12 protein-coding genes are annotated in these 12,450 nt (G+C 62.2%); 9 read left to right on the plus strand and 3 right to left on the minus strand.

Annotation, left to right across the window (positions count from 1 at the left end; translation table 11 throughout):
* Positions 1–22 precede the first annotated feature (22 nt).
* A complete protein-coding gene (locus P9250_RS10675) occupies positions 23–478 on the minus strand; it encodes a VOC family protein (RefSeq protein ID WP_250509881.1) in 456 nt (151 codons plus the stop codon).
* Positions 479–515: 37 nt separating this feature from the next.
* Complete coding sequence (locus tag P9250_RS10680; protein WP_310392914.1) at positions 516–938, minus strand: nuclear transport factor 2 family protein; 423 nt, start codon at positions 936–938, stop codon at positions 516–518.
* Positions 939–1,088: 150 nt separating this feature from the next.
* On the opposite strand from P9250_RS10680, the gene P9250_RS10685 reads away from it, so the two are divergent.
* The gene (locus P9250_RS10685; RefSeq protein ID WP_310392916.1) at positions 1,089–1,724 is read left to right on the plus strand and encodes a TetR/AcrR family transcriptional regulator; all 636 of its coding nucleotides are present in this window, start codon (positions 1,089–1,091) and stop codon (positions 1,722–1,724) included.
* 56 nt (positions 1,725–1,780) lie between these two features.
* Here the strand turns inward: P9250_RS10685 and P9250_RS10690 are convergent, their stop codons facing one another.
* On the minus strand, positions 1,781–3,160 hold the full coding sequence (locus P9250_RS10690) for an MFS transporter (RefSeq protein ID WP_244828654.1): 1,380 nt from the start codon (positions 3,158–3,160) through the stop codon (positions 1,781–1,783).
* 419 nt (positions 3,161–3,579) lie between these two features.
* Between P9250_RS10690 and P9250_RS10695 the strand changes: the two genes are divergently transcribed.
* The 8 genes from P9250_RS10695 (at position 3,580) to P9250_RS10730 (ending at position 12,449) form a co-directional block, all read left to right on the plus strand.
* Positions 3,580–4,542, plus strand: coding sequence for a 2-hydroxyacid dehydrogenase (locus P9250_RS10695; RefSeq protein ID WP_310392919.1), 963 nt, complete (start codon positions 3,580–3,582; stop codon positions 4,540–4,542).
* Between the two features lie 85 nt (positions 4,543–4,627).
* Positions 4,628–5,527 (plus strand): LysR substrate-binding domain-containing protein, encoded by a 900-nt coding sequence (locus tag P9250_RS10700; protein WP_310392921.1) that lies wholly within the window; start codon positions 4,628–4,630, stop codon positions 5,525–5,527.
* A gap of 173 nt (positions 5,528–5,700) precedes the next feature.
* Positions 5,701–7,578, plus strand: a complete 1,878-nt coding sequence (locus tag P9250_RS10705) for an ABC transporter permease (RefSeq protein WP_310392924.1) — start codon at positions 5,701–5,703, stop codon at positions 7,576–7,578.
* Positions 7,575–8,321 carry an ABC transporter ATP-binding protein gene (locus P9250_RS10710; protein WP_310392926.1) on the plus strand — a complete coding sequence of 249 codons (747 nt, stop codon included), beginning with the start codon at positions 7,575–7,577 and terminating at the stop codon, positions 8,319–8,321. Before P9250_RS10705 ends, P9250_RS10710 begins: the two co-directional genes overlap by 4 nt.
* Positions 8,318–9,037, plus strand: coding sequence for an ABC transporter ATP-binding protein (locus tag P9250_RS10715; RefSeq protein ID WP_244828646.1), 720 nt, complete (start codon positions 8,318–8,320; stop codon positions 9,035–9,037). The genes P9250_RS10710 and P9250_RS10715 overlap by 4 nt, the downstream gene beginning before the upstream one ends.
* Before the next feature lie 30 nt (positions 9,038–9,067).
* Positions 9,068–10,273: an ABC transporter substrate-binding protein gene (locus P9250_RS10720; RefSeq protein WP_310392928.1), complete on the plus strand. Its 1,206-nt coding sequence runs from the start codon at positions 9,068–9,070 to the stop codon at positions 10,271–10,273.
* 16 nt (positions 10,274–10,289) lie between these two features.
* Positions 10,290–11,210, plus strand: coding sequence for a LysR family transcriptional regulator (locus tag P9250_RS10725; protein WP_250526941.1), 921 nt, complete (start codon positions 10,290–10,292; stop codon positions 11,208–11,210).
* A 150-nt stretch (positions 11,211–11,360) separates the two neighbouring features.
* A complete protein-coding gene (locus tag P9250_RS10730) occupies positions 11,361–12,449 on the plus strand; it encodes an HlyD family secretion protein (RefSeq protein ID WP_250493198.1) in 1,089 nt (362 codons plus the stop codon).
* Position 12,450 lies beyond the last annotated feature (1 nt).

A 12,450-nucleotide genomic window follows, 5' to 3' on the forward strand; every position in this document is an offset into this window, starting at 1 on the left:
CAGAAGCGCGCAAGAGCTATACCTAAGCGGGTTTGTTTTCCGCGCCGCCAACCACCATCCACGACACGCCGAACTTGTCCTGCACCATGCCGAAGCGCTTGGCGAAGAACGTCTGCGTGAGCGGCATCTGCACCTGTCCGCCGTCCGATAGTGCGTGGAAGAACTTTTCGGCTTCCTGCTCGTCCTCCGTGGAAATGGACAGCGACACGCCCTGGAAATTCGGCTTGCCGCTGCACATGCCGTCGGACGCCATCAGCATGGACTGGCCCACTGTAAAGGCCACATGCATGACCTTGTCTTCCGACCCAGGCGGCATGCCGCAACCGCTCGCGGCCTCGCTGCCGCCACCGGATTTGCCGGCGTCAGGGTTGTCGCGAAAGCGCATCATCATCAGCACTTGTGCGCCGAGACTCTCGCGATAAAACGTGATCGCTTCTTCGCAGCGGCCTTCGAAGAACAAATAGGGTTGCACTTGCATGTCTGCTCCTTGAGTAATGCGTGAGTTGCCAGGTGAATTACTGGGACTCGTCGGGGTCCATGTCCATTGTCAATGGCACCGACGCGTGTTCGTGCACGACGCGCCAGTCGCCGTCGATTCTTCTGAAGCACACGGTTGCACGCACGATGTCGTCGCGCCCACCCGCGGCCACGCGATTCACCGCATGCGCGAACGCGAGATCGCCGCTCACCGCCACGTGCAGATCGCGCACCTCGAACACGAGCGGGCCGCTGATGCTGTCGAACCAGCGCTGCCAATGCTCGCGATACAGCTCGACGCCTTTGAAGGATGCGGGCGGCACGACATCGAACACGACGACATCCGCCGCGTAATGAGTCACCAGCGCAGCAGCGTCTTTTGCAAGCACGGCCTGACGCCACGATTCCGTGAGTTCACGGATGCGTGCTTCATCTTGCGCACGTTCGTTCTTGACGACCATGACCTTCTCCTCGATGACGTTGAACCTGAGTCGTGACAATGCAACGACACAGCCTTTGTTTCAGGCGATATTTTTGTTTGTGTACACCGTCCACAAAAAATAGCAGAGATAATGGACAGTGTCCACATAGGTAAAGCCTCGCTTATAAAAATGACAAAAGCCAAGCCGCGCAGCACGTATCGACATGGCGATTTGCGCCGCGCAATGATCGATGCCGGCATTGCGCTCGCACGCGACGGCGGGCCGGACGCCATCGTGCTGCGCGAAGTCACGCGGCGCGCGGGCGTGGTGCCGAACGCCGCGTATCGTCACTTCGGAAGTAGACAGGAGTTGTTGACGGCCGTGCGTTCCGCGGCGTTATCGGCGGTCGCGCAAGCAATGGAGGAAGAACTCGCCGCGCGGCCGAAAAAGCGCAAGCGTGCCGATGCCGCGAAGGCGGGGCTACGCGCGGTCGGCGTGGGTTATCTGCGTTTCGCGCGGACCGAGACGGGTCTCTTTCGCACCGCGTTCACCGCGCCGCCAACCGAGTGGGGCGAGCATGAAGCCTCGTATGGCGTGGGGCCGGGCGGGCTCGATCCCTTTCAGTTGTTGAGCCGCGCCCTCGATGAGATGGTGGATGCCGGCGCGCTCGATCCGTCAAGCCGGCCAGAAGCCGAATATCTCGCGTGGAGCGCGGTGCATGGCTTCGCGCTCTTGCTGATCGAAGGGCCGTTGCAGGGATTGCCCGGCAAAGCCATCGAACCGCTTGCCGAGCGCTTGCTCACGATGGTGGAGAACGGTTTGTAATCGCCATGAAAAAAGGCCGCGAGACAATCGCGGCCCTTGGCAGAAGCGAACGCTGGTTACACTCGTTCTATCTTTCCGGACGCAGGCTCGACCACGCTGAACAACAGCAGCAAACAGAGCAGCGACGTCCCGAGCATGTAAAGGAACACACTGGTCCAGCTATAGCTGTCGAGCAGGAAGCCCACCGCGAGCGGTGCGCACGCGCCGCCTATCTGCCCGAGCGAATTGACGATACCGAATGCAGTCGGATACGTCGCCTTGCTTGCAAGTCCCATGGGATACGCCGAGTATCCCGCGAAGCCGATGCCGAGCATGAGGCCCGAGAGAATCAACGCCGCGCCGAGATAGACCACGCTGTCCGGCGCGTCGATGAGCGCGAACATCATGAGCATGGTGCCGAGCGCGCCGAGCATCATCATCGGCTTGCGGCGGCCGCCGAGCAGACGGTCGGAGATCAGGCCGCCGAGCATGTTGCCCGCCACCGCGCCGATGAACGGCGCCGAAGCGAGAAAGCCCATCTTCACCGAGGCAAAACCCTTCACGGTGACGAGATACGTGGGGATCCACGAGATGAAGATGTTGCTGATGCCGATCATGCAGCCATAGCCCAGCGCAATGCCGAAGATATTCCACGAGCGGAACACTTGCCCGACCGTTTCCAGCGGCGCCACGCGCTTCGTGCGATTGATGCCGTCGAGCCAGGGCATGGGCTCCATTTCGCCACGGCGCACGAGCTTGCCGGTCGAGCCATCGGTGGCGGATTCATCGAGAATATAGCGGCGTTCCGCGGGCGAGCAGAAGCGGTTTTCGCTCGGCGAATTCGTGACGAGAAACATCCATGCGACGGCAAAGAGAATGCCCGGAATGGCGAACACATAAAAGATTTCGCGCCAGCCCCAGAGCTGGATCACGATGATGCACACCGAAGGCACGATCAACGGTCCGAGCTTCGATGCGGCGATCCAGAGTCCTGCTGCCGTGCCTTTTTCGCGCGTCGGAAACCAGCGGTTGATGACGTTCGTGCAGCCAATGCCGAGCGGCCCTTCCGAAAGCCCCAGACCCACGCGATACGTCATCAAAAGCAATACCGAGGACGTCGTTCCCATCAAGCCCGTGAAGACCGATGTCAGCAGCATGAAGACGGAAAACAGAATGCCCGTGGTGCGTTCACTGAGCCGTTTGTAGAGCAGGCCAACCGGAATCTGCACGAAACCGTAAGCGAAGGAAAAGAGACTGACGATCATCCCCGCTTCCGAATTGGAGATGTGATATTCCTTCTTGAGATACGGCAAAGCAAAGCCGAAGTTGGCGCGGTCCGCGCACGCGATGGCCCAGATGCAGAAGATCAGGCCCATCACTACCCAGCGATGGCTGGTTCGTTTCTCCGCGATCGGTTCTGCTTTCGCCGCGCCCGCGACGCTGTCGGCATTGTTCATTCGTCTTCCTCCGGTTCATACGGCTTCAGCGCTTCGACGCCTTTTCCGCGCGATGCTGCAACAGATGAATTTCAGCGCGCGTTGCCGCCGAGATGGACCGACTGGGTGGAATGCGATGCAGAAGGGGAAAAGAAGCGGCGTGTTTTCAAGCTGTGTCTCCGATCTGTATGCAAGGCTTTTTTATGGTGTTCCTGCCGGTGATCCCATTGTCGGGGTGGTGATTTTGGGCGTCCAATCTTTTATTGCTATTACCTGATTCCCGGATTGAATCGATCGAGCGATACCTTTGAGAGCACGCCAATAACGGTATCAGTTGATAGCGCTTTGGGATTGGACGCGCCACGCAAAAGGCGACATGATCCGTCGACATCGCGGCCTGGCGCATGGCAGGCGAGACACGACCCAAAGGAGCCACCCAATTGAAGCCGACGAAGCCGAGCATTCTGCAACTGAACCCGATCCTCGTTCCCGCGATCAACGAGACGCTGGAGTCGCTCTACATCATGCATCGTCTCTTTCAGGTGGACGATAAGGACGCGTATATCCGCGAGCATGGCGCTGCGATCGAAGGCGTCATCACGGGTGGCCATACGGGCATCTCCAACGATCTCGTCGACAAACTGCCCGCGCTCAAGGTGATCGCGGTCAATGGCGTTGGCACCGATGCCGTCGATGTCGCGTACGCCCGTTCGCGCGGCATTCCGGTCACAGCCACCTTCGGCGCCTTGACCGAGGACGTCGCGGATCTCGCCATTGGCCTGATTCTCACGGTGATGCGTGAAATCTGTCCGGGCAACGACTTCGTGAAGGCCGGCAAGTGGCCTGAAAACCCGAGCCCCGCTGCGATTCCGCTGTCACGCCGTTTCAGCGGCAAGCGCGTGGGTATCGTCGGCATGGGCAAGGTCGGGCGCGCCATCGCCGTGCGCGCCGCGGCGTTCGGCTGTCCTGTCGCCTATACCGATGTACGCGCCATGGACGACATTGCGCATCGCTTTGTGCCCGACCTGCTCCAACTCGCGCGCGACAGCGACATCCTCGTGCTTGCCGCAGCCGCCGATAAAGCGCAAGGCATCGTCGATGCAGCCGTGTTGGACGCCCTGGGCCGCGACGGCTATCTCATCAACATCGCGCGCGGCAAGCTCGTGGTGGAAAGCGATCTCGTGCAGGCGTTGCAGGGCGGCGTGATCGCGGGCGCGGGTCTCGACGTATTCGTCGATGAACCCAACGTGCCCGCCGAACTCTTCGGCATGGACCGCGTGGTGTTGCAGGCGCATCGCGCGAGCGCGACGGTGGAATCGCGCACGGCCATGGGCGAGATGGTGCTGTCGAGCATCGCGCAGGCGCTTGCCGGGCTGCGTCCCGAAGGCAGCCTGACGACCTGATGCATGCACGGCCGTAAAGCAACGCAGGAGCCACTCGCGAGCCTCGACCTATAATGATCGGCTATTTCGTCAAAGTCGATTCCGCATGCTCGATCTCGGACAAGTGCGTTGCTTCGTCGCCGCCGCGACGGAACTAAACTTCAGGCGTGCGGCTGCGCTGCTCAACATGACGCAGCCGCCGCTTTCCAGGCAGATTCATCTGCTTGAAGAGAATCTCGGCGTCCTGTTGTTCGAACGCGTTGGCCGCACGGTCAAGCTGACGCCGGAAGGGCGTGTCTTCCTTGCCGATGCCGCGCGTCTGCTCAATCTCTCCGAGCAAGCGGAAAGCACGGTGCGGCGCGCGAGCAAGGGCAAGACGGGACGCGTGCGGCTCGGCTTCACGGGCGCAGCCGGCTACGAGTTGATTCCGCAACTGCTCGTCGCGGCCAAGCACGCGCTGCCCGATATCGATGTCGTCCTGCTCGAACTCGTTTCTGTCGCGCAGATCGAGGCCTTCGCGGCCAATACCATCGACCTCGGCTTTCTGCGGCCCTTGCCTTCGCGGCAACAGCTCGAATTTCTGCTCATCGACAAAGAGCCGTTGATCGTCGCGCTGCCCGCCGGTCACGAGCTATGCGCTTACGACGAGATCGCCCTGCCGCAACTCGATCAAGAGCCGTTCATCATGCACTCGCCGGTTCACGGCAAATACTTCTGCGACCGCATCATGGGCATGCTCGCGAGGGAAGAAGTGAACCCGCATTTCACGCAATATATCGACCAGACGCCCACCATTCTCTCGCTCGTGCGCGCGGGGCTTGGTCTTAGCATCCTGCCGGCGTCGGCGCAGCGCTTTCATTACGACAACGTCGAGTTCAGGCATATCGCCAACAATCACGTGCAGGCGGAAATGAGCATGGCATGGCGCGTGGATCAGGATAATCCCGCTGTGACGGCCTTCAGACTCATGGCCGCGGATCACTTCGCGAGCCGGGTGCAGGACTGATCGACGCTTGCGCCCCGAGCGCCCATGCGAGCTTCAAAAGCAGCGCTCGAACCGGATTCCCGCGCGCTGCTTTTTGATGCAATAAGGCCGAAGCGTGCATTTCATCGATAATGACGGCTCGCTCGCCCAACGCACGACTCAGCCCGATTCAAGCCGACTCCCGACCGCGCCCGATGCTCGCCAACTTGCTCGTCCAACTCGTCAACGGTCTCGCCGATGCCTCCGCGCTCTTTCTCGTCGCCTCGGGTTTATCGCTGATATTCGGGGTGACGCGCATCGTCAACTTCGCGCACGGCTCGCTCTACATGCTAGGCGTGTACGTCGCGTACAGCCTGACGAGCCGCGTCGGACAGAGCGTCGCGGGCTTCTGGATGTCGGTGCTGGCGGCGGCGCTCGTCATCGGCGTGCTTGGCGCGCTGATCGAAGTCGGCGTGTTGAGGCGCATCTATCGCGCGCCCGAGTTGTTCCACCTGCTCGCAACCTTTGCGCTGGTTTTGATCTTTCGCGATGCCGCGCTCTATCTATGGGGCCCGGAAGACCTGTTCGGTCCGCGCGCGCCGCATCTCGCGGGCGCCGTGCAATTGCTCGGCCACGCGTTGCCTTCGTATGACATCGCGCTGATGTGCATCGGCCCGCTCGTGCTCGCGGTGTTGTGGTGGGCGCTGACGCGCACGCGCTGGGGCACGCTCGTGCGTGCGGCAAGCGCCGACCGCGAGATGCTCGGCGCGCTCGGCGTGAATCAGGCGTGGCTTTTCACCGGTGTCTTTTTCGCGGGCGCGTTTCTCGCGGGGCTGGGCGGCGCGCTGCAAGTGCCGCGCATGTCGGCGAATCTCTCGCTCGATCTGGAGACTATCGGCAACGCGTTCGTCGTGGTCGTCGTGGGCGGCATGGGTTCGATACCCGGCGCGTTCGTCGCTGCCTTGCTGATTGCGGAGATCAAGGCGCTATGCATTGGCATCGGGCATGTGTCGCTCGGCGGTATCGACTTTTCCCTGTCGAAGTTCACGCTCGTCGCGGAGTTCGTCGTGATGGCCGTGGTGCTCGTATTGCGTCCGTGGGGACTCTTCGGCCGTCCGCAAGCCATCGCGCGCACTGCCGCGCCCGCCGATACGCCGCTTCGTCCCGCCACGCGCCGCCTGAAAATCGCAGCAGCGGGCGTAATCGTCTTGCTGGCGCTTGCGCCGCTCGCCGCTGGCGCGTTTCCCTACATGCCCGTGTTGCTCGTCGAGATCTTTATCGCCGTGTTGTTCGCCGCGAGCCTGCATTTCATCATGGGACCGGGCGGCATGCATTCGTTCGGGCACGCGGCTTATTTCGGCTTAGGCGCCTATGGCGCGGCCCTTTTCCTGAAGCTCTTTTCGTGGCCGATGGAAGTGTCGCTCGTGCTCGGCCCGCTCATGGCAGGCGTCGGCGCGCTCGTGTTCGGCTGGTTCTGTGTGCGCTTGTCGGGCGTCTATCTCGCCATGCTCACGCTCGCGTTCGCGCAGATCGTATGGTCCGTCGTGTACCAATGGGATGAAGTCACTGGCGGCAGCAATGGTGTGCTCGGTATCTGGCCAGCGGCGTGGCTGGCGTCGCCGGTTGCGTTCTACTATTTGACGCTAGTGTTCGCGATCTTCGGCGTATGGCTGTTGAGGCGCATGCTGTTCGCGCCGCTCGGCCTCGCCATGCGCGCCGGCCGCGATTCGCCGTTGCGTGCGGAAGCAATCGGCATCGACGTCATGCGCGTTCAATGGATGGCGTTCGTCGTCGCGGCGCTCGTGTGCGGTCTCGCCGGATCGCTCTATGCCTTTTCCAAAGGCAATATCTCGCCGGATGCGATCAGCGTCTCCCGATCCGTCGATGGTCTCGTCATGGTCCTGCTCGGCGGCATACAGACGCTATCCGGGCCTGTCGTCGGCGCCGCGCTCTTCACGTGGCTGCAGGATACCGTCGCGCGTCAGACCGACTACTGGCAGGCGCTGCTCGGCGGCGTGATCCTGCTGCTCGTGATCGCGTTTCCGCAGGGCATCGTGGGCTTTGCGCGCGAACGTTTCGGGAAAGCGCAATGACGCTCTTGCGCATCGAGCATCTTTCGAAATCGTTCGACGGCGTCAAGGCTGTCGATAGCGTGTCGTTCGATCTCGCGGCGGGCCAGTTGCTTGCGCTCATCGGGCCGAATGGCGCGGGCAAGTCGACGTGCTTCAACATGATCAACGGGCAGTTGAAGCCTTCGTCGGGATCGATCCGTTTCGACGGTCACGAGATCGCGGGCAAGCGTCCGCGCGATAACTGGCGGCTGGGCTTCGGGCGCACGTTTCAGATTGCCGCCACGTTCAATTCGATGACGGTGCTCGAAAACGTGCAAATGGCGTTGTTATCGCGCGAGCGTCGCGTGTTCAATCCGTTTGCGCGCGTGGCCGCGTGGCGCGAGGATGAAGCGCTCGCACTGCTCGAACTCGTCGGCATGACGTCGCACGCGAACCGTAGTTGCGCGGTGTTGGCGTATGGCGATGTGAAGCGCGTCGAACTGGCGATTGCGCTTGCGAATCGACCGAAGCTGCTGTTGATGGATGAGCCCACCGCAGGCATGGCGCCGCAAGAGCGTCACGCGCTAATGGCGTTGACGGCGCGGCTTGCAAGGGAGCGCGATATCGGCGTGCTGTTCACGGAGCACAGCATGGACGTGGTGTTCGAATATGCGGACCGGTTGATCGTGCTGGCGCGCGGCAAGCTGATCGCGGCAGGCGACGCGCGCACCGTACGCGACGATCCGCGCGTGCGCGAAGTCTATCTCGGGGAGGGCAGCGAATGAGTCGATCGAACGCGCTCCTCAAGGTCGAGGCCTTGAACGCATACTATGGCCGCGCGCAGATTCTGTTCGATGTCGGCTTCGAAGTGGGGCGCGGCGAAGTCGTCGCGTTGATGGGCCGTAACGGCGCGGGCAAATCCACGACGATGAAAGCGGTCATGGGCATGCTCGCGCGGACATCGGGCACCATTCGCTTCATGGGCGAGGACATTGCGGGCATGGCGCCTTATCGTATCGCGCGCATGGGGCTTGGCTACGTGCCGGAAGACCGGCGCGTGTTCGGCGATCTCACGGTGATGGAAAATCTCGACACGGGACGCCAGCCGCCGCGCGAAGGTGCGCCGCAGTGGACGCCGGACAAGCTCTTTCGCGTATTTCCGAACCTCGGCGAGATGCGCGAGCGGCGCGGCAGCCGCATGAGCGGCGGCGAGCAGCAGATGCTCACGGTTTCGCGCACACTGATGGGCAATCCGCGCCTCGTGTTGCTCGACGAGCCATCGGAAGGCGTTGCGCCGGTGATCGTGCGGCAAATGGCCGACATGATCCTCGAACTGAAGCGCGAGGGCTTGTCGATCCTGCTGTCCGAGCAGAATCTGAACTTCGCGGAACGCGTCTGCGATCGCGCGTATGTGCTGGAGAAAGGGCAAGTGCGCTATGCGGGCGCGATGCGCGATTTCGTGCGCGACGGCACCGCGCGACGCGACTTGCTCGGCGTCTGACGGAACGAATCGACCAAAGGAGAACGCTTGATGATTACCCGAGCAGGCACGCTGATTCGCCTGACCCTGACTTCCGCCGCCATGAGCGTGACCCTCGGCGCGTACGCCGACGCCATTCGCATCGGCGAGATCAATAGCTACAAGGCGCAGCCTGCGTTTCTCATGCCGTACAAGAACGGCTGGAATCTGGCGCTCGACGAGATCAACGCGGCGGGCGGCATCAACGGCAACAAGCTCGAAGTCGTCTCGCGCGACGACAACGGTAATCCGGGCGATACGGTGCGCGTCGCGCAGGAACTCATCGCGCGCGAACAGGTGCAACTGCTCTTCGGCGGCTACTTGTCCAACACTGGCCTCGCGCTCTCGGACTTCGCCAAGCAGCGGCGCATTTTCTTCCTCGCCGCCGAGCCCCTGACGGACAAGATCGTCTGGCAAGATGGCAACAAGTACACGTATCGGCTGCGGCCATCGACCTATATGCAAGTGGCGATGCTCGTGCCCGAAGCCGCGAAGCTCAAGAAAAAGCGCTGGGCGCTGGTGTATCCGAATTACGAGTACGGACAATCGGCCGTGGCGACCTTCAAGCGTCTGCTCAAGGCCGCGCAGCCGGATGTGGAGTTCGTCGCCGAACAAGCGACGCCGCTCGGCAAGGTGGATGCCGGCGCGGTGACGCAAGCGCTCGCCGACGCCAGGCCCGACGCCATCTTCAACGTGCTCTTTAGCGCCGACCTCGGCAAGTTCGTGCGCGAAGGCAATACGCGTGGCTTGTTCAAGGATCGCGCGGTGGTGTCGTTGCTGACGGGCGAGCCTGATTATCTCGATCCGTTGGGCGCTGAAGCGCCGGTCGGTTGGGTGGTGACGGGCTACCCGTGGTATTCAATCGATACCCCCGCCAACAAGAAGTTCGTCGCGGACTACGAGGCGAAGTATCACGACTATCCGCGGCTCGGTTCCGTGGTCGGTTATACCGCGATGATGTCGCTTGCCAACGGCCTGAAGAAAGCCGGTTCCGCCGATCCCGACAAGCTCGCGGCCGCCTTCAAGGGCCTTGGCGTCGATTCGCCGTTCGGACCGATCACCTACCGCAAGCAGGACAATCAATCGACGATGGGCGCGTATGTCGGCGTCACCGCGCTCAAGGACGGCAAGGGCGTGATGACGTCGTATCGTTATATCGACGGCGCGAGCGTGCAGCCATCCGACGACGAAGTGAAGAAACTGCGGCCCGCCGACTGACGCATCGACATTAAAAATGGACTACCTGACAAGCCTGAAGATCTTTCGCACGGTAGTGGAGGCGCGCAGCTTCGCGCGCGCGGCGGATATTCTCGGCTTGTCGCCGCCGGTCGTTTCGCGCGCGATCGCGGGTCTGGAGCAGCGCCTGGGCAGCAGGCTTTTCAATCGCACGACGCGGCAGATATCGCTGACCGAAACCGCCGAGCGCTTCTTCACCGACTGCTCGCGGCTTCTCGACGAGCTTCAGGCAATGGAGGAACGCGCGTCCAATCGCGCGAGCGAGGCGACAGGCCTCTTGCGGCTCGTCGCGCACACCACGGTGATGATGAGCCGCTATGTCCCGCTGATCGCGAGCTTCAGACGCGAGCATCCGCAAGTGCGGCTCGATGTGACGCTGACCGAGCGTCCCGTCGATCTCGTCGGCGAAGGCTACGATCTGGGTATCGTCATGCCGTTCATGTTGTCGAGCGATACCGTGGTCACGCGTCTGCTCGAAACCATTCCGCTTGCGCTCGTCGCCAGTCCCACGTATCTTGCGGCTCATCCGGCGCCGCGTCATCCATCCGAACTCATCGATCACGACTTCGTGCCGATGTCCGCGTCCATCCGCAAACCGGCGCTGACGTTTAGAATCGGCGGCGAGGACGTGATCGTGCCGCTGCGTTACGATACCTCGTCGAACAGCGCCGTCTTCAATCGCGCGATGGTGCTGGAAGGCTTCGGCATCGGCATGTTGCCTGTCGCGCTCGTGAACGAGGAAGTGCAAGCCGGCCGGCTCGTGACGTTACTCGATGCCTACGAACTCGTCGATGGCGCCATCGAATTCAAGCTTGCCTTCAGCACGCGTACGCTCTTGCCCGCCAAGGTGCGCGCCTTCGTCGAACATGCGGTGCGTTTCTGCTCGGACCAAAGCGCAACAGCCCGCCCGCACGCCTGATCCCCGATTCTTTCTCTCCGCGTTATTCACTCATGTCGGCCGCGCAGGTTGACCGGGTGCATATGCACATATAGTCTTTCGAGTCATCATGCGCGGCTCGAAACGCGCGCCATTCCGTTCACTTTCGTGCATATGCACAACGACTCGCAAATGACGACTCCATCGACCAATCTTCCTTCGGCCACTTCGCCCGCAGCGGCCGCGAAGCCGCGCCGGATATCGTGGATGCTGCTCTCGCTAGGACTTGTCGCGATCATCGTGATTGCGGCTGCGGCGTACTGGGCGCTCGTGCTGCGCTTCGTGCAGACCACCGACGACGCTTACGTCGGCGGCGATGTCACCGTGCTCGCCCCGAAGGTCAACGGCTTCGTGACGGATGTGCTCGTCACGGACAATCAGCCGGTGAAGGCAGGCCAGGTGCTGATTCGCCTCGATGCGCGCGACTACGACGCCCGCCTGGCGCAAGCGAACGCGGAAGTGTCGAGCGCGCGGGCCGCGGTCGATGAACTGCGCGCCAAGGACGCGTTGCAGGCGGCGGTCATCAACCAGCAGCAGGCGGAAGTGCGTGCTTCGTCGGCGGAATTGTCGCGCAGCACGTCCGACCGTTCGCGTTATCGGGAACTCGTCAAGGACGACGCGGTGTCGAACCAGATCGTCGAACGCGCCGATGCCGACTATCTCAAGGCGCAAGCGGCGATGGATCGGAGCGGCGCATCGCTCGTCGCGGCAAAACGCCAGTTGACGGTGATCGAAGCGCAGATTGCAGACGCGCAAGCGCGCGTGCAGACCGCCGAAGCCGCGCGGCGCGTGGCCGAACTCAACGTCGAATACACGACGATCCGTTCGCCTGTCGATGGCTACGTGGGAAATCGCACGGCGCGCGTCGGCGTGCTCGCGAACGTCGGGACATCGTTGTTGACCGTGGTGCCCGCCACGGGCCTCTGGGTCGACGCCAACTTCAAGGAAGACCAGCTCAAGAAAATGCGCGCCGGCGATGAAGCCGATGTGAACCTCGACGCATCGAGCGTGCCGCTGACGGGTCACATCGAAAGTCTCGCGCCGGCCACGGGCGCGACCTTCAGCGTGCTTCCCGCCGAAAACGCCACCGGCAACTTTACCAAGATCGTTCAGCGTGTGCCGGTGCGCATTCGTCTGGACGTACCGAAAGGCATGGAGCACGTGTTGCGGCCCGGCCTTTCCGCGACGGTGAAGGTTCATCTCGACAAATCGCGCGGATAAG

It is taken from the genome of Caballeronia sp. LP006 (genome assembly GCF_031450995.1).
Lineage (GTDB): Bacteria > Pseudomonadota > Gammaproteobacteria > Burkholderiales > Burkholderiaceae > Caballeronia.